Origin of the sequence: Algoriphagus algorifonticola (genome assembly GCF_007655305.1) — a bacterium.
Lineage (GTDB): Bacteria > Bacteroidota > Bacteroidia > Cytophagales > Cyclobacteriaceae > Algoriphagus > Algoriphagus algorifonticola.
In genome coordinates, this window is sequence record NZ_VLOG01000066.1 from 19,598 (window position 1) to 40,152 (window position 20,555).

The 20,555-nt window shown below is 40.3% G+C and carries 19 protein-coding genes; 10 read left to right on the plus strand and 9 right to left on the minus strand.

Annotated features, from left to right (window positions below; all coding sequences use genetic code 11):
• Window positions 1–166: 166 nt before the first annotated feature.
• The 3 genes from crtD to FL972_RS18860 are packed head-to-tail and all read left to right on the plus strand — an operon-like array spanning window position 167 to window position 2,254.
• Window positions 167–1,630: a 1-hydroxycarotenoid 3,4-desaturase CrtD gene (crtD, locus tag FL972_RS18850; RefSeq protein WP_144607534.1), complete on the plus strand. Its 1,464-nt coding sequence runs from the start codon at window positions 167–169 to the stop codon at window positions 1,628–1,630.
• Between the two features lie 31 nt (window positions 1,631–1,661).
• Window positions 1,662–1,904 carry a DUF433 domain-containing protein gene (locus tag FL972_RS18855; RefSeq protein ID WP_144607535.1) on the plus strand — a complete coding sequence of 81 codons (243 nt, stop codon included), beginning with the start codon at window positions 1,662–1,664 and terminating at the stop codon, window positions 1,902–1,904.
• Complete coding sequence (locus tag FL972_RS18860; RefSeq protein WP_144607536.1) at window positions 1,901–2,254, plus strand: DUF5615 family PIN-like protein; 354 nt, start codon at window positions 1,901–1,903, stop codon at window positions 2,252–2,254. The genes FL972_RS18855 and FL972_RS18860 overlap by 4 nt, the downstream gene beginning before the upstream one ends.
• Before the next feature lie 15 nt (window positions 2,255–2,269).
• Here the strand turns inward: FL972_RS18860 and FL972_RS18865 are convergent, their stop codons facing one another.
• On the minus strand, window positions 2,270–2,770 hold the full coding sequence (locus FL972_RS18865; RefSeq protein ID WP_144607537.1) for a regulatory protein RecX: 501 nt from the start codon (window positions 2,768–2,770) through the stop codon (window positions 2,270–2,272).
• A 68-nt stretch (window positions 2,771–2,838) separates the two neighbouring features.
• Between FL972_RS18865 and tpiA the strand changes: the two genes are divergently transcribed.
• The 5 genes from tpiA to FL972_RS18895 all read left to right on the plus strand — a co-directional run bounded on the left by tpiA (window position 2,839) and on the right by FL972_RS18895 (window position 8,894).
• Window positions 2,839–3,600, plus strand: coding sequence for a triose-phosphate isomerase (gene tpiA, locus FL972_RS18870; protein ID WP_144607538.1), 762 nt, complete (start codon window positions 2,839–2,841; stop codon window positions 3,598–3,600).
• Between the two features lie 4 nt (window positions 3,601–3,604).
• Window positions 3,605–4,432, plus strand: coding sequence for a 50S ribosomal protein L11 methyltransferase (gene prmA, locus FL972_RS18875; RefSeq protein ID WP_144607539.1), 828 nt, complete (start codon window positions 3,605–3,607; stop codon window positions 4,430–4,432).
• Window positions 4,433–4,718: 286 nt separating this feature from the next.
• Window positions 4,719–6,443, plus strand: a complete 1,725-nt coding sequence (gene recJ / locus FL972_RS18885) for a single-stranded-DNA-specific exonuclease RecJ (RefSeq protein WP_091653257.1) — start codon at window positions 4,719–4,721, stop codon at window positions 6,441–6,443.
• Between the two features lie 181 nt (window positions 6,444–6,624).
• On the plus strand, window positions 6,625–7,365 hold the full coding sequence (lptB, locus tag FL972_RS18890; RefSeq protein ID WP_144607541.1) for an LPS export ABC transporter ATP-binding protein: 741 nt from the start codon (window positions 6,625–6,627) through the stop codon (window positions 7,363–7,365).
• Window positions 7,365–8,894, plus strand: coding sequence for a GH3 auxin-responsive promoter family protein (locus tag FL972_RS18895; protein ID WP_144607542.1), 1,530 nt, complete (start codon window positions 7,365–7,367; stop codon window positions 8,892–8,894). The genes lptB and FL972_RS18895 overlap by 1 nt, the downstream gene beginning before the upstream one ends.
• Window positions 8,895–8,897: 3 nt before the next feature.
• Here FL972_RS18895 and FL972_RS18900 read toward each other — a convergent pair whose 3' ends face one another.
• On the minus strand, window positions 8,898–10,403 hold the full coding sequence (locus FL972_RS18900) for a S10 family peptidase (protein ID WP_144607543.1): 1,506 nt from the start codon (window positions 10,401–10,403) through the stop codon (window positions 8,898–8,900).
• A gap of 10 nt (window positions 10,404–10,413) precedes the next feature.
• Entirely contained in the window at window positions 10,414–10,752 is a 339-nt protein-coding gene (locus tag FL972_RS18905; protein ID WP_091653249.1) for a tRNA-binding protein, read from the minus strand.
• 72 nt (window positions 10,753–10,824) lie between these two features.
• On the opposite strand from FL972_RS18905, the gene FL972_RS18910 reads away from it, so the two are divergent.
• Window positions 10,825–11,178 (plus strand): hypothetical protein, encoded by a 354-nt coding sequence (locus tag FL972_RS18910; RefSeq protein ID WP_144607544.1) that lies wholly within the window; start codon window positions 10,825–10,827, stop codon window positions 11,176–11,178.
• A gap of 47 nt (window positions 11,179–11,225) precedes the next feature.
• On the opposite strand, the gene FL972_RS18915 is transcribed toward FL972_RS18910, so the two are convergent.
• The 6 genes from FL972_RS18915 to FL972_RS18940 all read right to left on the minus strand — a co-directional run bounded on the left by FL972_RS18915 (window position 11,226) and on the right by FL972_RS18940 (window position 17,413).
• A complete protein-coding gene (locus tag FL972_RS18915; RefSeq protein ID WP_144607545.1) occupies window positions 11,226–11,960 on the minus strand; it encodes a 1-(5-phosphoribosyl)-5-[(5-phosphoribosylamino)methylideneamino]imidazole-4-carboxamide isomerase in 735 nt (244 codons plus the stop codon).
• Window positions 11,961–12,121: 161 nt separating this feature from the next.
• On the minus strand, window positions 12,122–13,165 hold the full coding sequence (locus tag FL972_RS18920) for a YCF48-related protein (protein ID WP_186300153.1): 1,044 nt from the start codon (window positions 13,163–13,165) through the stop codon (window positions 12,122–12,124).
• A gap of 6 nt (window positions 13,166–13,171) precedes the next feature.
• Window positions 13,172–14,083: a hydroxypyruvate isomerase family protein gene (locus tag FL972_RS18925; protein WP_144607546.1), complete on the minus strand. Its 912-nt coding sequence runs from the start codon at window positions 14,081–14,083 to the stop codon at window positions 13,172–13,174.
• Window positions 14,084–14,382: 299 nt separating this feature from the next.
• A complete protein-coding gene (locus FL972_RS18930) occupies window positions 14,383–15,666 on the minus strand; it encodes a Gfo/Idh/MocA family protein (protein ID WP_394344578.1) in 1,284 nt (427 codons plus the stop codon).
• Window positions 15,667–15,715: 49 nt separating this feature from the next.
• Entirely contained in the window at window positions 15,716–16,702 is a 987-nt protein-coding gene (locus FL972_RS18935) for a formylglycine-generating enzyme family protein (RefSeq protein ID WP_250161396.1), read from the minus strand.
• 60 nt (window positions 16,703–16,762) lie between these two features.
• Window positions 16,763–17,413: a Tll0287-like domain-containing protein gene (locus tag FL972_RS18940; protein WP_144607548.1), complete on the minus strand. Its 651-nt coding sequence runs from the start codon at window positions 17,411–17,413 to the stop codon at window positions 16,763–16,765.
• Window positions 17,414–17,566: 153 nt separating this feature from the next.
• Here FL972_RS18940 and FL972_RS18945 point away from each other — a divergent pair, with 153 nt between their 5' ends.
• A complete protein-coding gene (locus tag FL972_RS18945) occupies window positions 17,567–20,380 on the plus strand; it encodes a YCF48-related protein (protein ID WP_144607549.1) in 2,814 nt (937 codons plus the stop codon).
• Window positions 20,381–20,555 lie beyond the last annotated feature (175 nt).

Consider the following 20,555-nt stretch of genomic DNA (forward strand, 5'->3'; position numbering starts at 1 on the left):
TGTATTTTAAATCATAAAAAAAGTTTCTGATTATCAGTTATTTGTAGTTTATTTTTTTCCTGAAATTAGATTCAATTATTAAACCCAAGCAGTACTTTTTTGAAAGAGTTTTTGAAATGAATATAACTCCAAGCTGTTTTTTGTAGTTTGCTTTTTGATTAAGGTTATGTCTAAAAAAGCAATCATTATAGGTTCCGGAATAGCGGGGCTTGCTTCATCCGTTCGTTTGGCTGCGAAAGGCTTCGAAGTAGAAGTCTTTGAGGCTAACTCATACCCTGGAGGGAAACTTTCAGAAATTCAATTAGGAGCTTACCGTTTTGATGCAGGGCCCTCTCTTTTTACACTTCCTGAGCAAGTTGAAGAGCTGTTTAGGCTTGCGGGAAAGGATTCCAAAGACCACTTTGAATACCAAAAGCTGGATATAGCCTGCCATTATTTCTGGGAAGATGGCAAGCAAATCAAAGCATTCGCGGATATCAATCAATTTGCGGAGGAAGTGGAGACGAAATTAGGAGAACCTGCTTCTCATGTGAGAAAGGCTTTAAAAAATTCAGCCTTTATCTATGAGAACTTGTCTCCTCTTTTTATGCATAGGTCTTTGCATCAATTCAGTACCTGGACCAATGCCCAAGCGCTCAAATCTTATTTAAAAATGGGTAAACTGGGTATTTTTTCGACTATGAATCAGGCTAACGAGACCCTGTTCGAAAACCCAAAAATGGTTCAGCTATTCAACCGATATGCTACGTATAATGGTTCTGACCCCTATCAGACTCCAGCTACCTTGAATATTATCCCTCATTTGGAATTCAATCGGGGAGCATATTTCCCCAAAAAAGGGATGCATGACATCACTCAGAGTATTTACAAACTCGCGAAGTCTATGGGTGTACAGTTTCACTTCAATTCAAAAGTGGAAGAGATCATCGTTGTAAAAGGTAAGGCAGTGGGAATAATCGTTTCTGGAAAGGAAAAGCAAGCCGACTTAGTGATCAATAATATGGACATGGTTAATGCCTATAAGAGCCTTTTGAAAAAGCAAAAGCAACCCAAAAGGCTATTGAATCAGCCCAAGTCCAGCTCTGCCTTGATTTTTTATTGGGGAGTCAAGAAGGAGTTTAAGCAGCTAGGTCTACACAACATCTTATTTTCTGAAAACTATAAAGCTGAGTTCGAGCATATTTTTGAAAAGGGCAGTATATACCAGGATCCGACTGTCTATATCAACATTACCTCAGTCTGTAAACCCGATGATGCCCCTGAAGGTAGTATGAACTGGTTTACCATGATCAATGTGCCGAATAATCAAGGGCAAGATTGGGATCAATTGATTCAAGTGGCCAAGAAAAATATCATTTCCAAAGTGAATAGGGTGCTTCAAACTGATATAGAATCATTGATTGAGGTAGAAGAGATTTTGGATCCAAGAACCATTGAATCCAAAACTTCCAGTGCCCAAGGAGCACTTTATGGAAACAGCTCCAATAATAAGTTTGCTGCTTTTCTCCGGCATGCAAATTATTCATCCTTTATCAAAAATTTGTATTTCTGTGGAGGCTCTGTTCATCCTGGAGGAGGAATTCCTCTTTCCCTTCTTTCAGCGAAAATTATGATTGGTTTTATAAAATAGCCAATAATTTAAATTTATCGTAAATTGAAGTATGAACTGGAGAGAACACATCACATTTGATAATCGTGTTTTGTTAGGAAAACCTACCATCAAAGGAACCAGGATTTCTATTGAGCATATTTTAGATCTTTTGGCTTCTGGATGGTCTGAGAAGGACTTATTGGAGAATTACCCAAGATTAACGCCCAATTCAATTCGTGCAGTTTTTGCCTACATTCAGGAAATGATGAAGGATGGGTTTCTTTTCTCAGAAGCTGCTGAAAGTGGTAAATGAAGTTTTTAGCTAATGAAATTATTCCTCAAGCCAGTGTGAAATACCTTCTAAGTAAGGGCTGGGATATAATTTCTGTTGGCTTGGATTTTTCAGGGATAAGTGATGAAGAAGTAATAAAAATCTCAAATGAACAATACCGGACAATTCTTACCCATGATAGTGATTATGGAGAATTGATCTTTAAATATGGCTTTAGGCCTAAGGTTGGTGTGATCTTTATACGTCAGAAACCAGAAAATCCTGAATTTACTGGAAGGCTATTGGAAAAAGTGGTGAACTCTAAAAATATTTCATTTGAAGTTGCTTTGACTGTGATTGATCAAAATTCAATTAGGCAGAAAAGATTTTGAACTGATTGAGATTTCTCACTTAAGACTTTCCAAGGCTTCTTGAATCAGATCTTGCTCAAATCCTTTTTGCATCAGATAACCAATGACCTTGTACCGCTTTTTATATGGATCGGACTCATTCGTTTTGGCCCATTTTTTTTCTGTTTCTGTCAATAAAGTATCGTAATATTCTTCCGGGTCAATTTCCAAAAGGCCTTTTCTGATTAATTCTTCAGGAATCTGACGCATTTTCAATTCCATTTTGATCCTGTTCTTTCCCCATCGCTTCAATCTGAACTTCCCTCTGCAAAAGGCTCTAGCAAAACGCTCCTCGTCTAAAAAATTTTCCTTGACCAAATAGCTAATAAGCTCTTCTGCCCTTTCGTCTGTGATTCCTTTCTCAAACAATTTCCTTCGAACTTCCCAAGAACAGCGCTCCTGATATGCACAGTAGGTGGAAAGCTTTTCCTGGGCTTCAGTAAAAGTCCAGGACTTTTTTCCAGACTGATTCAGGTTATTTTTTCCCCAACCGGACATTTTCCTTAATTTTATTCGAGATTATGACGATTTGAATATCCCAAACCTAATAAAATTTTAATTCTATCATGCGCAAAAAGATAATAGCCGGTAACTGGAAAATGAATATGACTTTTGATGAAGGCCAAAAATTGACCTCTGAGATCATAAACATGTTCAAGGACGAAAATATCCAGGATGTACACATAGTGCTGAATCCACCCTTTCCTCACCTTTTTCCAGTAAAAAAACTGATTGGGGATACCCCGGGAGTTTATTTGGGAGCACAAAACTGTTCGGACAAAGAATCAGGTGCATTTACTGGTGAAGTTTCTGCAAAAATTTTGGCTTCCTTCGGCGCGCAATATGTCATTATTGGACATTCGGAGCGAAGAGAATATTTTAAAGAAAACAATGAGCTGCTCTCTGTAAAAGTAAAACAGGCTTTAGAGCATGGACTGACTCCAATTTTCTGCTGTGGCGAATCTTTAGAAATCAGAGAAGCCGGTACTCACGAGCCTAATGTTAAGTTTCAGCTGACAGACTCTCTTTTTGATTTGAGCGCAGATGAGATCAAAAAAGTAGTAATTGCTTATGAGCCAATTTGGGCGATCGGAACAGGTAAAACCGCAACCTCTGACCAAGCTCAGGAAATGCATTTTGCTTTGAGAAGACATTTAGGTTCCAAATATGGCAAAGATGTAGCTGCAGAAATCTCAATCCTTTATGGAGGTAGTATGAATGCCGGAAATGCCGCTGATTTACTTTCCAAGCCAGATGTGGACGGAGGCTTGATTGGCGGGGCTTCATTGAAGTCAAGAGACTTTATCGAAATCGTAAAATCTTATTGATTCTATGGATTACCTGGAGTTTAAAATCAGTTGCCGGGAAGAATTCCGGGAAATCCTCATAGCTGAATTATCCGAAATAGGTTTTGATTCCTTCCTCGAGACAGAGGAAGGAATTGATGTATATGCCCCATCGGATTCTTTTGACAGGGAAAGTTTTGAAGGTGTATTGTCCCAATACCAAGATGCGGCGAGCATTTCGGTGAAAGAAGGGAAAGTTGCAAAAGTCAACTGGAACGAAGAATGGGAAAAAAACTATGATCCCATATCGGTAGGAGACCTAGTTTATGTCAGGGCCTCTTTTCACCCATCCCAAGCAGGATTTCAACATGAGATAGTGATCAATCCCAAAATGTCTTTTGGTACAGGTCATCATGCCACTACTTACCAAATGCTGAAACTTCAGGGCGAGGTAGATCATCAGGGGAAAAGAGTCTTGGACGTGGGTTCCGGAACAGGCATATTAGCCATCATGGCGCATTTGTTGGGAGCAAAGGAAGTTCAGGCATTTGATATCGATGATTGGTGTTTGGACAATGGCAATGAGAATTTCGCCCTGAACGGGATGGATATTCAAATGGGTTTGGGAACTATCAGAGATGTAAATCCTTCAGGTCTATTTGATATCGTATTGGCCAATATCAATAAGAACGTGTTGCTGAATGAGATTCCTATATATGCCGGCTTATTAAAGCCCGATGGCTTTTTGTTTTTGAGTGGATTTTACACTCCGGATGTGGATGACCTGATGGAGATAGCAAGTCCCTTGGGGTTAAAACTGGAAAAGCAGTCCGAGCGAAATCAATGGGCAGCTTTAGTATTGAGGAATAGTTGATATGCAAGAATTACTCATTTATGCGTTGATTTTTTTGGCACTGATTGGTCATTGTCTGCTTGCAGGAAAAATGTACCGAACTGTGCATTCAGATAAAAGTCTGACGATTACTGAGAAGAATGAATGGAAACTGAAATCCCTGATCTTTCCCGCGTATTTTTGGTTTGAGTACAAAAAACTAAAAAAAGCTCAGGACTGAACTATTTCGGTTTTCAAGGGCTTGAAATGCTACGATCTATTCAATTTGAAGAGATTTTCATCTTAAATACTTTTGTAATTTAGTCACATGGAGTACGTCTGGAAACAAAAACCCAAAGCCTCACAAAGCACAATTGAAAAACTGGGGAAAGAGATTAATGTCAATCCCATTTTATCAAATATGCTGATCAATAGAGGGGTGGAGTCTTTTGATCAGGCAAAAGATTACTTCCGCCCCAGCTTGAGCCAGCTGCATGATCCATTTTTGATGCAGGATATGCATCAGGCAGTTACCCGAATTGAAAAAGCGATTGCCAATCAGGAAAAGATTCTGGTGTATGGGGATTACGATGTGGACGGGACTACGGCAGTGGCTTTGGTTTACAGCTTTTTGAAAGGCTTTTATCCTTTGGTGGATTTTTACATTCCGGATAGATACAAAGAGGGCTATGGTATCAGTGAAAGAGGAGTCCGCTATGCCGCCGAGAATGACTTTGCTTTGGTAATTGCCTTGGATTGCGGGATCAAGGCCATAGACAAGGTCAATTTAGCTTCCCAGCTCGATGTGGACTTTATCATTTGCGATCATCATACTCCGGGCGAGGAGCTACCTAAAGCTATTGCTGTTCTTGATGCAAAAAGAGAGGACTGCAATTATCCATATAAAGAGCTCAGTGGCTGTGGCGTTGGCTTTAAACTGATTCAAGCCATTGCAAAAAGCAGGGGAATGGATGAGTCTAACCTGTATGCTTACTTGGATCTTTTGGTAGTAAGTATAGCAGCGGACATTGTGCCTATTACGGGAGAAAATAGAATTCTTGCCTATTACGGCCTAGATAGAATTAATAATACCCCAAGGGCTGGACTGAAAGCTTTGATTTTGCGAAGCAAAATCGAAAAGGAAATAGGGATCTCGGATATAGTCTTTAAAATCGGACCAAGAATCAATGCTTCTGGAAGATTAGAACATGCCAAAGCTTCAGTAGAATTGCTAATCTCTACTGATTTGGAGGAGGCAATTGAGCGAGCTAAAGTAGTGGATGAGGTCAATGCAACTAGAAGGAATTTTGATGAAAATATTACTCGGGAAGCCTTTGAAATGATCGCCGAAAGAGAAGAACAGGCGGAGTGGAATTCAACAGTTCTTTTCAAGGAAGATTGGCACAAAGGAGTTATCGGGATTGTAGCGAGTCGTTGCATTGAAAAATATTATCGGCCAACCATTATCCTGACCGAATCCAATGCCAAAGCTACAGGAAGCGCACGTTCGGTGGTGGATTTTGATATTTATGAAGCTATCGCTGAATGCTCGGATTTATTGGATCAATTTGGGGGACATAAATATGCGGCGGGATTGACCCTTTCTGTGGATAATGTACCAGCTTTTCAGGCGAAGTTCGAGCAGGTAGTCAAGAGCCGGATTGAAGAGGTTCATCGCAAGCCCGTAATTGAAGTAGACGATGAGCTTTTACTCGATCAGATCAATTATAAATTTCATAATATTCTAAAGCAAATGGCTCCTTTTGGCCCCGGAAACACCGAGCCAGTATTTAGAATATCCAATGTATATGCAGAAGATGTGGCGGTTCTAAAAGACAAACACCTTCGCTTTAAAATTGTCCAAGATGGCCAACTCACGACTCCCGTTTGTTTGGGTTTTGGAATGGCTGACCGAGCAAAAGATCCGGATTTAACCACAGTAAATATGCTTAGGGGAAGAATGCGGTTTGATATAGTTGCCGAGTTGAGAGAGAATTTTTTCAGAGATAAGAGTAGCTTGCAGCTTTATGTGAAGGATATCAAATTTGATTGAGAACTCAGCTAGCTTAAATTTGATACAATATCCTAAATAAAAAGAGCAGTGTGAATTAAGAGATTCCTCAAAAAATAAATTGTAATCTTATAAAACCGAGCATGATCAAAACCTCAAAAATTAGAGTGATAAGTACATCATCTGAAGGTTCCATTTGATTATTATAGACAATTATTAAGAGATGAAACTAAGGGCTGAACATTTGGTGAAAATCTACAAGGGAAGAAGAGTCGTGAATGACATTTCCGTAGAAGTAGAACAGGGAGAAATTGTTGGGCTTTTAGGTCCAAACGGAGCTGGAAAGACGACCTCTTTTTACATGATTGTTGGTTTGATTCAGCCCAACGAGGGAAAGATATTTTTAGAAAATGACAATATCACCAGCCTTCCCATGTATAAGCGAGCCCAATTGGGGATTGGTTATCTGGCTCAGGAGGCTTCAGTTTTCAGAAAACTATCTGTAGAGGAAAATATCATGGCGGTTTTGGAAATGACCAAAATGCCCAAGCAGCAGCAAAGGGAAAAAGTTGAAAGTTTATTGGAAGAATTTAGCTTGACCCATGTCAGAAAAAACTTGGGAATGGTCCTCTCAGGTGGTGAGCGAAGAAGAACTGAAATAGCCAGAGCTCTGGCAGTGGATCCGAAGTTTGTTTTGTTGGATGAGCCCTTCGCCGGAGTGGACCCTATTGCAGTTGAAGAAATTCAAACCATAGTAGCTAAGCTGAAAACCAAAAATATTGGTATTTTGATCACGGATCACAATGTTAATGAAACGCTATCTATCACAGATCGAGCTTATTTGATGTTTGAAGGGAGGCTTTTGAAAGCCGGAACAGCTGAGGAATTGGCTGCCGATGAGCAGGTTAGAAAGGTATATTTGGGAAGTCAATTTGAATTAAAACGGAAAATTTTTAACCAATAATGGAAGTACTGAATAGCTTCATGACCTGGATTTTCAAAAATCGATTAGGTCAAATTGAAAATTTTAAAGAAAATCCACTTGAAGTTCAGCACGAGATTTTTTTAGATCTGATAGAAGCAGGTAAGCGAACCAAATTCGGGAAAGAGTTTAATTTTTTAAGCATTCGAACTTATCAGGATTTTGCGAAAAATGTACCTGTACTCGATTATGATGGGATCAAACCCTATATCGATAAAATCATGAAAGGGGAGCAGTATGTGCTCTGGAATTCAGAAATAGAATGGTTTTCCAAGTCCTCCGGCACTACCTCTAGTAGAAGCAAATATATCCCTGTTTCGGAAGAGAGTTTAGAGGAATGTCATTATAAGGGGGGAAAAGACATGGTTTCTATCTATGTCAACAATTTTCCTGACTCCAAACTCTTTTCAGGCAAAAGTTTATCTATTGGAGGAACGCTCGAGAAAAATCCACTTAATCCTAATGGAACCGCTAAAGCTGGAGATATTTCGGCTGTCATTATGCAAAACCTTCCTATTTGGGCTCAGTTTGTCAGGACACCATCCCTTGAAACAGCACTCATGAGTGAGTGGGAGGAAAAAATCGAGAAAATGGCCAGAGAAACCATGGATGAAAATGTGGTTTCAATAGCAGGAGTTCCTACTTGGACTATTGTTCTTCTGAAGCGGATTATGGAGCTAAAGAAGGCTAAAAATATTTTAGAAGTTTGGCCAAACTTAGAAGTTTTTTTCCACGGTGCGGTGGCATTCGGCCCATATCGATCTCTTTTTAAAGAATTGATTCCTTCAGAGAAAATGAGGTACATGGAAACCTACAATGCTTCGGAGGGATTTTTTGGATTACAGGATAGGCCTGATTCAGACGAGTTATTGTTGCTTTTGGATTATGGGATTTTCTATGAGTTTATTCCGATGGAAGAATGGAGTAGCGAAAATCCAACCTTAATTCCATTAGGCGATGTGGAGGTTGGTAAAAACTACGCAGTTGTCATCACAACCAATGGCGGATTATGGAGATATAAAATCGGTGATACCATTCGATTTACCTCTACCTATCCTTATCGATTCAAAATATCCGGTCGAACCAAGCATTTTATCAATGCTTTTGGGGAAGAAGTGATTGTGGAAAATGCAGAAAATGCCATAGCCTTTGCAGCAGAAAAAACTCAGGCAACAATTTTAAATTTTACTGCAGCACCTGTTTATTTTGAAAGTAGCGGGTCTAAAGGTGCACATGAGTGGATCATTGAATTTAAAACTCCACCCAAAGACGGGGAGGAGTTTAAAAAGCTTTTAGATCAACATTTGAGAGAGATTAACTCTGATTATGATGCCAAAAGGTATAAAGACTTGGCATTAACCCAGCCATTGATCCATTTTGCCCAAGAAGGCCTTTTTGAAAGCTGGCTGGGAAAAAAAGGGAAATTAGGAGGCCAAAACAAAGTGCCTAGATTAGCAAATAATCGAGAATATCTAGAAGAGCTCCTTCCCTTATTGAAGGAGCAAGAGTAGAGGTTAAGGAATCAGCTTTTCCAAAAAAGCTCTGATATCCCTTGCGAGGGCATCAAAATCTTCTTGACGATTATACATCATGTGTCCAGCCTCGTAATACTTCATTTGAATTCTCTCCTGGGGGAAATTATGTCTAGCAAAAGTATATTCTGCATCAAAGAATGGAGTAATTAAATCATAATATCCATTTGCGACCATTACCTTGAGAGCAGTATTTCTGTGCATCACCTCGCTCAGTGATCTGGCAGTACTGACATAGCTTGGCTCCCAGTAAGCTCCGTCAGGTACTGGCCTCCATCTCCATGATGAGCCAATCGTACTATTTGAACTCAGATAAGGCTGATCTAGCTTTACTTGCAAATCGTCTAATAGATACTGGTTGAAAACTGCAGAATAGGCTGCTTCGGTCATGTAATCGCTGGGATCCCCTAACACCGGGCCTTCCGCAACTTGATCAGTCTCTACTGCCGCAAATCTTCCATCTAAAGTTCCGATGGCTTTTCCTTCCCGTCTCAATAATTCTTTTTTGAATCGGTGCATCAAGATTTGATTATCCGAGCGAAGGATATAATCTTTTTCCAGACCAGTGAAATAGGATAGCCTCTCTGCTATTTCCTCCTTTTCCGATGCAGATTGAAGCTCACCTTTAAATAAGGAGGGTAAATATTGCTCATAAGCAAATGTTCTAGCTTCCTGTGCAAATTCCTCAATAGATTTACCCTTTCCTGCTTTTCCATGGTAGCGAGCAGTGAGTGCCATCGAAGGGAGGTATGTAAAATTTGAAACCAGATTATCCTGCCAAGAAGAGGAGCCTTGATAATCTAAGGCCTGAGAAATCAGAATAATGCCATTAAGGGCTACATGTTGACCTCCTTCTTCCAGCACCTCCGCAACCTTAGCAGCCCGGGTTGTGCCAAAGCTTTCACCTGCTATGAACTTAGGGGCTTGCCATCTTTTATGTTCTTTAAGCCAAAGTCTGATGAATTGGGATATTGATTCGGCATCTTCTACTAAGCCCCAATAATCTTCATTTTTTCCCTTACCCATCACTTTACTGAATCCTGTACCGATTGGATCTATAAATACCAAATCTGTGATATCAAGCAATGCTTGTTTATTGTCGACAAATTTAAAAGGAGCAGCTCCATCATCTTGATTCGCTTCCGAGTCTACCTTGACTACTTTGGGGCCAAAAAATCCCATGTGTAACCAAATAGAGGCAGATCCAGGGCCGCCATTGAAAATAAAGGTGACAGGTCTTTTTTTATGATCCGAGTTCTCTTTTAAATAAGAGGTGCTCCACATCGATGCGGTGACCTCCCCTTTTTTGTTGGTTAAAAATGTTTCTTTGACCAAGGCTTTGTAAGAAATCTGCTTCCCGTTAAAAGTACCGCTGTGAATTGTTGCAAAAGCCTGAGGGCTTCGATTTACAGAAAGACTGTCTTGGGAAAACCCATTAATTAAAGTGCTTTGAAGCAAAAGTAGGATAAGGCTGAGTTTTTTGATCATGGCTGATTTATTAATGAAGTTTTGATCCATTGGGAACAGGTCTTTCCACCGAGGTTAAGACAATTGCGTTATCTGAATTTGAAAATCCGGTGATCAAGACTTCTGACATGAAGTCTGCAATTTGGCGAGGCTTGAAATTTACTACACAAACTACTTGTCTTCCCATCAAATCTTCATGAGAATACAGGTGAGTTACCTGAGCAGATGACTTTTTTATTCCAATATCTTCTCCAAAGTCAATCCAAATTTTATAGGAAGGGTTGCGGGCTTTTTCAAAATTTTCGACTTGGATAATTGTCCCAACCCGAAAATCTATTTTTTCGAAATCTTTGTAATCAATCGTTTGCATAAAAAAATTTTTATTATTTTTAGAAACCTTTTACAAACCTAAGAGTTAAACACTGGTAATCCAATTCTACAAATGTTCAATTATTCACCATTTCCTTTTAAAAAAATCGGATTCTTCACGGGGGCTGTTTTGGGAATGTGCCTGATGGCAGAAGAATCTTTCGCTCAGAATGATCGTGATAAAATTGAACCAGAATCGGCTAAAATCTTGGAAAAACCACTTTTTGACGAACAAAATGTTCAAGAAGTGATAATTCCGAAAGTGCTTAGTCCATCTAAGTCCAATTCAAACCCTCTTCCAATTCCTTCAACTCCTATCAGAAGAGAAGTTGTTTTGAATCCAGAGGGTAAAAAAGTTGAGCCACTACCGTCAACATTATCGTTCAACATTTTTCTTTATGTAGTGGACAAATTCAAAGCAGATTAATTTGTGTTTTCTTAATAGCAAAGAAAGAGGCTTTTTGGCCTCTTTTTTTATGCTTCTTGTATAAAGTTTTCCAGGTCTTTTAAGGTGATTTTACCTTCATAGTAGGCTCTTCCAAAAACAGCGGACCTGACTCCGATATCTCTCATTTTTTTAAAATCGTCGATTCCTCTAATACCACCACTAGCTGCAAGGTGAATTGTAGGGAATCGATCAATAATTCTTTGGTATAGTTCTAAGTTTGGCCCTTCCATCACTCCATCCCTGGAAACGTCAGAGCATTTAAGATACTTCAGTCCTCTATCATAGAAAAACTCAATATGATCAAATAAATCAATACTGGTCTTTTTCAACCAACCACGGATTTTAATTTTATTATCTACCGGATTAGTATCAGCAGCAAGATTGATTTTTTCCCTGCCATAGGAAAGGATAAATTGTGCAAACCGCTCTGGGTAATTCGCGGCTGCTGAGGAAATAGTAACTGATTTTGCTCCAAATTCGAAACATTTAATCACGTCTCCATCAGTGGTAACCCCTCCTGTAAAGTCAACTTTCAGGTCCGTATAGCCTGTGATTGCTTCCAGAATATGATAGTTTTTAGGCTCGCCTCTTCTGGCTCCATCCAAGTCTACGAGATGAAGTCTTTTAAGTCCGATAGACTCAAACTCCTGCGCTATAGCAAGAGGGTTATTGGAAATTACCTCTTCAGTAGCGAAATCGCCTCTTTTTAGACGAACGCACTTGCCATTGATAAGCCATATTGAAGGAATAATTTCAAACATATTGATTCTATTTACTGGGATTAGTTGGATAAGATAAAAATTTTCAATCAAAGATAATACAGAGTCTGTCTTTACTCATAAATATCCTTTAATTCTTTACTAATATTTAATAGGATACGTGCATTTTCTCCAAATAGGTTAATAAATTCACCTGTTTGTTTTCAAAATGTCAATTTTCCTACTTTTCCTTGTGCACCAGATGCCCATAGGGTACCTTCTGACTGACTCATTTTCACAGCGTGAAAGCCCTCATTTTCTGAGCTAATTTTCTCCCAATTTAAACCTCCATCTTTGGAAAAATCAGTACCATTAGGACCTACAGCCACTACCCACTGAAATCTCGGGAAAAAAGTAATTCCCGATCTATATCCAAAAACACTAGTTTCCGAATTGATCCATTTTTTATCTTCTGGTAGAAAAATCCCTAAGTTACCTTCATTTTGATTTTCATGAAGATAATCACCACCTGTGACAATAATTTCTCCTTTACCTGTCGAGGTCAAAGCAAAAATACCTTGAGAAGATTCACCTTGTTGTAATGGGCTTTTAAATTTTTCCCATGAATTTCCCCGATCTTTTGAGACGTAAAGGTTGGCCTCTTTTCCGCCACTGCCTAAGTATAGGTGATCACCTTCAGCGATCAAAGAAGATGCACTGGCAGCAAATCCTGCCTCTCCCTCAGCTGCTTGGGGTAGGGAATCTATCAATCTCCAGCTTTCTCCCTGATCTACGGTTTCCAAAATTGTCCATCGCCCGTCTTCTGGATCTCCGAAGACATAGCCTCGCTCTTCAGTGGCAAATGATATTCCGTCTAAGAAGGCCTTATCAGAGGCTTGATGCTTTAACACCCAAGTTTTTCCTCCATCCAGGGTTTTATAAATGACAGCAGGTTGACCCGCTGATACTGCTACTGCTTTTTCTGCATCGAAACCATAAATGGATCTAAAATCTACGGTATCTAATCCGGCTATGGTACCTGAATCCCAGGTTTTGCCACCATCTAATGTGCGCATCCAAGTTCCCTGGCTTCCACTAACCCATACAATATCACCTGTAACGGGTGAAAGACCTCTCAAAGAGCTCTCCTTGGGTGTGGAATAGATCTCCCAACCTTGAGGTTTTTCTGGTACTACTTCGTGACTTACTTTTTGACAGGAAAAAAGCGCTAGCCCTAAGGCAAGCGCCAACAATTTTTTTTGAATCATTTTTATTTATTGAACATCTACTTTTCGATAAGCATCAATCAATGCCAACTCTCCATCCTTTCCTGGCATGGCATTGCCGTGCTCCATTCCTAGAATTCCGTCGAATCCTTTTTCATGAATGAATTTAAAAACATTACCATAATGTATTTCGCCTGTTCCTGGTTCCTTTCTGCCTGGATTATCTCCGATTTGAATATAGGCAATCTCATCCCAGGTGTTTTGCATGGTGGCAATAAGGTTTCCCTCGTTTCGCTGCATGTGGTAGATATCATAAAGTATCTTACAAGCAGGACTGCCCACCGCTTTACATATCATATAAGTTTGATCTGCATTTCTTAAGAAAAGCTCTGGGGTGTCACTTAGGGGCTCCAAAACCATAGTCAAACCATGGGGTTCGAATATTTCCGCTCCTCGCTTTAAAGCTTCTATCACGTTGGCTGTTTGGATTCCGATTGGCATTCGTCTTTCATAAAAGCCTGGCACAACAGTCATCCACTTGGCATTGACTCTTTTTGCAACCTCAACGGATTTTTTGCAAGTATTCAGAAAGTTGTCCAGAAACTCTTGCTTGCCAGTCGTCAGGGATGTTTTCCAATTATCTCCACCATCCACAACAAATACTCCCATTCTCATATTTAATTGTTCCATGGTCTTGGCAATTAGGTTCTGATCATCGATGGATCGACCTAGCATCCCGTTGTCTTCCAAGGAGCGAAATCCCTGATCCGCCATAAACTTCAGTTCATCGGCTAAACCTCCAGGGGCTGAATTCTTAAACATCCCAAAATGCGGGGCAAAATCCATTTTGAAAGGCTCTTCTTCAAGTCTCTCGGAGTAAGCTGGAAAGCTTAATGCCCCTGAAACACTCATGACTGTTCCTCCTAAACCCAGCTTTTTTATAAATCCTCGTCTTTTCATCTGTTTATAATTTGTTTTTCAAAGGTCAGATGGAATCTTCGCATTGATTCTCCGATACATCGGGGCGTCTCTCTGTGTGTCCTTTGGGTCGTGCTCGATTTCATCTGTTTATAATTTGTTTTTTAGAGGTCAGATGGAATGCCCAGGATAATCATCCCCCTCCCGATCCGCCGCGGCGGACGGGACAAGTTGTGTGAGATTTTTCCTCATGGACATTTCATGTGTAGATCAATTTTTTATGTCAAGTATGAAATTGTTTTTCCAATCAAGGGCTTTTACTACCTGATAATTTTTTTGCATTAAATCACCTGGGTCTTTCCTGGAATCGCATGAGGATAGTAGCCATCTTCATTTGGCAATACTTTAGGCGAAGCATCCCAAGCTAATTTTTCAGGGAAAAGGTCCACTTTGCCATTTAAGGCTTCTTCCCAAGTCAATACTTTTCCTGAATAAGTAGCGTACCTACCCATAATAGAGGTCATGGTACTTTTGGCAGCATTCTCGGCATCGGAAAATTTGTATTCACCTTTGAAAAGTGCATCCCAAAGTTCATTATGTTCTTGCTGATAGGGATTGACATTGTTTTCCCTATTATGAGAATAGATAGCATTTCCTTTCCAATCGGATAGGTTACCATGATTTCCAGCGCTTAAATAGGCTTTTCCTTTGGTTCCTTGAAAAGATTCATCTACTCTGTTTGCTGCGCCTGGGAAATGCCTGCATTCACTGTGAATTACCGAACCATCAGCATAGGTAAAAGTGACTACATGATGATCGAAAATTTCCCCATGCTCTTTTCCTGTTCTGACAAGCCTGCCTCCTGTGCCTTCAGCCTTCACGGGATACCCTTGTTTTACCCAATTTGCCACATCGATATTATGGACGTGCTGTTCAGTAATGTGGTCTCCACAGAGCCAGTTGAAATAATACCAGTTCCTCATTTGATATTCCATTTCAGTTTGTCCGGGCTGCCGCTCTCTTACCCAGACTCCTCCATCATTCCAGTAAACCTGACCTCCGGTAATATCCCCTATCGCACCGTCGTAAATTCGTTGAATGGTTTCTCTATAATTACTTTGATAGTGTCTTTGAAGTCCAACCACCACATTTAATTTCTTAGCCTTTGCTATTTCAGCCGCAGCCAAAACTCTTCTGATTCCTGCAGCATCTGTTGCTACCGGCTTTTCCATGAAAATCTGCTTTCCTTGATTTACTGCTTCTTCAAAATGCGATGGCCTAAAACCTGGAGGTGTGGCTAAAATCACTACATCTGCTTCAGCAATGGCTTGTTTGTATGCATCGAAGCCCACGAACTTCCTTTCCTCCGGCACATCTACTTTTTCTGCTCCATATTTATCCAAAATTGGTTTCAAGCTTCCGTCTAGCCTATCCCGGAAGGCATCAGCCATAGCAACCAGTTTGATGGGATGACCGGTTTCGAATGCCTGAAATACAGCCCCGGTGCCTCTACCGCCGCATCCTATCAGGGCTAGTTTGAGGTGATTGTCAGGCGCAGCATAGGCCTTGGGCAAAATGAAGGGGGATGTTAATATTCCTCCTGTAATGATTGCCGAAGTTTTCATGAAATTCCGGCGTGAATGTTCAGGTTTCATAAGCAGGTTATTTTTAGGTTTAATAATCATCTATTGGAGCCTTGGTATAATAGGCTTTGATTTCTTCCGGACTAGGTGGGTTGAGAGGTCTGACAAGTCTCATTCCCAGGAATGGTGCTTCAGGGAACCACCATTGACTTTTTGGTATTTGTGGATCCAGTTGCTTCCACTTTGGTTCACTTTGGAATCGTCTGGCGCTACTGATTTCTTCCGCCTTGTGCTTATAGCTTCCGCCTCTGACTACTCTGGGATAGAGTTTTATCGAGGGGTTTTGTGGATTCTTTTCCGGCGATCTCTCATAAAAGTCCGCTTCATATTGGTCGGAAGTCCATTCCATGACATTTCCATAGATATCAAAAAGCCCCCAAGGATTGGCTTTTTTTAAGCCAACTTTTTGAGTGCTTTCATTGGAATTTTCTGCTATCCAGGCGTATTCGGAGAGCTTCTTTGCATCCTCTCCAAAAAAACAGGTTGACTTAGTTCCTGCTTTTGCAGCGTATTCCCACTCTGCTTCTGTTGGGAGCCGGTAAAAAATGCCTGTTTTCAAATATAGCCAATGACAATATTGAATGGCCCCGTATTGAGTCATTCCAATCGCCGGCTTTCCTTCTTTTCCCATTCCGAATGTCATATCCAGATAAGGAAGGCTTGGACGGCTAAGGCCGTCTACAACTTGCCCGATCGGGCCCTCTGAAATCGCTGTTTCATAATTTTTGTCTAAAAAAAGCTCAAAAGCATCCCAGGTGACCTCATGTGTGCCCATCCAAAAAGGTTCTATCTCGACCCGGTGAGCGGGGGTTTCATCCGAATATTTTTCATTAGCCGAACCCATCAAAAAGCTTCCCCCCGGAATTGGAACCATGGTAAACTTTACCTGAGTTCCAGGAATGACTTGAGTATAAGCTTCAAACAGTTCACGGTTTTTCAGGATCCATGCTGTAAAAAGGGCCGCAATAAAAAGCAAAAGAATTCGATACCGGAAAAGCATAAATTTTGACTGAATCATGAATGAGTCAATCAAATTAGGGGAAAGTCCCCAAATAAAAAATAAAATTTCTTGGATTGATTACATCCTTTTAACAACCTCCTTTTTGGGGATTTTAATGGACCACATTCCTCTCAGGTCACCGATCTGATGACCTTTTGCCTGATCTTGTGGATAAAGCTCATTTAGCTTCTTTAATGTTTCATCGTTTATGTCCTTACCGGGTTCGCCGTGGCAATTGAGACAAAGTCCTCCTGGTATGATGATGGATTTACTGTAGAGATAGACCTCCCCATTTTCAATTTTTTGAATATTGGGGGATGGTTCAATTTTATTCTCCATATCATACTCATAGGTTTCTAAAATCCTTTTTTCCATCTCATCCGGCTGATCTTTGGGGTTACGGTACTGATTGGATACTCGCTTTATTTTAACATCGTATTTTTTCGCTACCTCTTGTAAAATTGGGAGGGCATTTACATTGCAAAACTCGATAGCACCTGCCACCCCTTTTTCAGAGATTGCGTTTTGGAGATTTGAAATAAGTTGGTTTTGTGCCTCTTGGCTAATTGAGTCTCCCCAAATCATGGCTGCTTCAATAATTTCAGCTTCATTCAGCTTTTTCACCTCCATGGCTTGGTTTACTTCTTCAAAAACTTCTTTAGAAACTCTTTCACCTGATCCACATGCTACCAGTACCGGGAAAAGAGAGAATATGACTTGCTTTTTCATCTTATGCGAATTTGTATTATTAAAAATACCCAACCTTGATCAAACACAGGCCAGTAAAATTGGTTTTTTTTGGTTTGGATTTAAGGCTTTCTACTAAACTGCTTTGACATGAGCGTAAATGACTTATTTTTGTTTTAGTACATTTTCAGCTTCATGAAAAAAATCTCTTTCTTACTCCTTACTTTTTTCTTTTCGTACCACTGTGCACAGGCCCAGACCTGGACTAGATTGCAAAGTTGGGGTTTGGACTTGGAAGCTGTTTTTTGGGTGAATGATAGCATTGCCTATGCAGGAGGGGAAAGGTTATTGATCAAAACAAGCAATGCCGGCCAAACTTGGGAAGAAGTACCTTATCAATTCGATGGAAGGGTTGTTGCCCTGGCTTTTAAAAATCAAAATTTAGGACTTGCAGTAGGTAAATCTGGTTTGATTTTGAAAACCGCTGATGGAGGAAACTCATGGTCCAACATAAACATTGGCCAATCCTCAGATTTACACGACGTCAGCTATAACGGTGAAAATACTTGGATTATTTCAGGTTCATCCGGGAAAGTATTCGAGTCAACAGATGACGGGACTTCTTGGCAAGAAAATTCCACCGGCCAAACGAAAGATATTTTTGGAGTGGAGTTTGTCAATAAAGACACTGTATTTGCTGTTGGACAGGAGGGTTTGGTACTCAGGAGTTATAATAAAGGAGCTTCCTGGACAAGCCTAAATTCCGGCCTAACGGAATCTCTGTATGCTGTCAGGTTCTCCTCTCCATTAATTGGATATGCAGCTGGAGACAATGGAAGAATGATCAAAACCATTGATGGGGGTAATACCTGGCAACTATTGAATACTGGTACAACGGTCAAATTGAATGATTTGAAAATTGCTCCAAGGGATGTTAGAATTATTGTTGCTGTCGGTGAAAATGCTACTTCGGTCAGGTCTGCGAATTCGGGGTCGAGTTTTGCGCGAGCTAATTTGGGTGCAACCAACACCAGAAATATTTTAGGATTATCATTTATCCCTGGTTCCAATACGGTTTTTGCGTCCGGTCAAGATGGGTACTTGATTTCTTCCGCCAATGCCGGAAGCACATATACCCAAAGGTTGGCAGGATATAGAAATAACTTCACCTCAGTAGATTTCAAAACTGACAGGGTTGGATTTGTGGCTGGTGAAAGAGGAGAGTTTTTGGTTAGCTCTACTTCAGGCAGAACTTTTGTTTCAAGACCTATACCAGAACAATTTACCATCAGTGCAATTGATTTTTGGAATACTGCCTTTGGCTATATATCAGGTCCTGGGGGTAAGATTTATCGAACTAGTAACTCAGGCTCAGCGTGGGGAGAATTTAGTATTAACACTACCCAACGAGTAGATGGCTTTTATCTTTTTGCACCTTCGGTTCTTTACCTGGCAGGGACTAATGGCTTTATTACTAGATCTTCCGATTCTGGAGGTACTTGGGATTTAAGTGTTACTTCTAATTCCACGACCAATTTGAAAGATTTGATGTTTTTTGATTTTGCTATTGGAATTGCAATTGGCGAAAACGGCTTAATTCTATATTCTTTTGGTGGAAGTCAATGGGAGCCGGTCAATTCGGGTACAAGCAGGAATCTCAATGGGTTAGCAAAACTTGGGGAATTTCAAGCCATAGCCGTGGGGGATGGAGGTACTATTATCAAAACTGAGGACAAGTCTGAGACTTGGAGAAGTATTGACAGTGGAACTACCGAAGATTTACTTTCAGTTGATTTTTTCGATAGCCAATTTGGTTTTATTTCCGGCAAGAATGGATTGGCGCTAGTAACCAAGGATGGAGGAGAATCCTGGACAAAAATCGAGACAGGAACCAGTAGAAATCTGAATGCTATCAGTGCAGGAACTCCTTTGATAGCTTATGCAGCCGGGGATGATGGAAGTATCCTTACATACAATTGTGTTCCTCCTACCGGAGCATTGAGTAATATATCGGGCGCTTTGCAGACCTGCCTAGAAAGCCAGATATACCGAATTACAGATAACCAAATAGCCGGAACTCAATTGGTATGGAGAGTTGATGGAGGGCAAATCATCAACGGGCAAGGAACCAATACGGTTGAAGTCGAATGGACAGACCCGGGAAGAAAAGCCATCTTTGTAAGTAGAAGCAATTTTTGCGGAGCAGGTGAAACCTCTTTTCTGGAGGTCAATGTATCTCAATTACCTCCAGCTAATCTGAAAATTGATGGAAATGGGACTGTTTGTGAGACGAATGAGGAGTCTTACCAGCTTCCAAATCTGCAGGGTATCAGCTACACTTGGGAAGCCAATGGCGGAGAAATACTCAGCGGACAGGGTACCTCGACTGTTCTAGTTAAATGGATAAACCCTGGACTTGGAAGTTTGAAAGCTACCCCAGAAAATGCTTGTGGTCAAAGGGAAACAATCACTCTTCCCATCCAAATCAATGCATTACCTACTGCTCCGGACCAAATTTCAGGAGAGAACCTAGTGCCTCCAGGAGAACAAACCTATTCAGTAGCAGTCAATGAGGGCCATAATTATCAGTGGTCATTAAGCGCGGGTGGTAGAATCCTTGAGGGTCAAGGAACTGGGAAAGTTCGAGTTAGATGGGAAAGTGAAGGTAATTTTGAAGTTCAGGTAAGAGCGCAGAATTCCTGTAATTTTAGCGAGGAAATTAAATTGGTCGTTCAAGTAAGTTTGATCACAGCCTTGGAACCAAACAGCGGAGACAGTACTTTAAAAATCTTTCCCAATCCAAGTGAAGGGGATGTATTTATAGAATCTGATTTCTTGGATACATGGAACTGGGTGGAAGTTTCCAATCAGCGAGGTCAGGTAGTTTTTTCTACACCTGTTTCTCCAGGTTTGAAAAGTATAAGATTAACAGACTTGCCAAAAGGCTTATTGATTTTTAGACTTTCGAATAAGGATAGATTGATCAGTAAGAAAATCTGGATTCGTTAAAATTATCCAATTCCTAATTAGTTAAAGGAGAAGCGCTTCATTGCTTAAGAATTCCAAATAATATTCTGTCAATAAAGAACAATATCTAATTTATTTCAAAAAATTCAGAATATAGGACTGAATGAACTTTTGATACAAAATAAAATAAGGAATTAGGAATTGAAAAAGTAAAAAC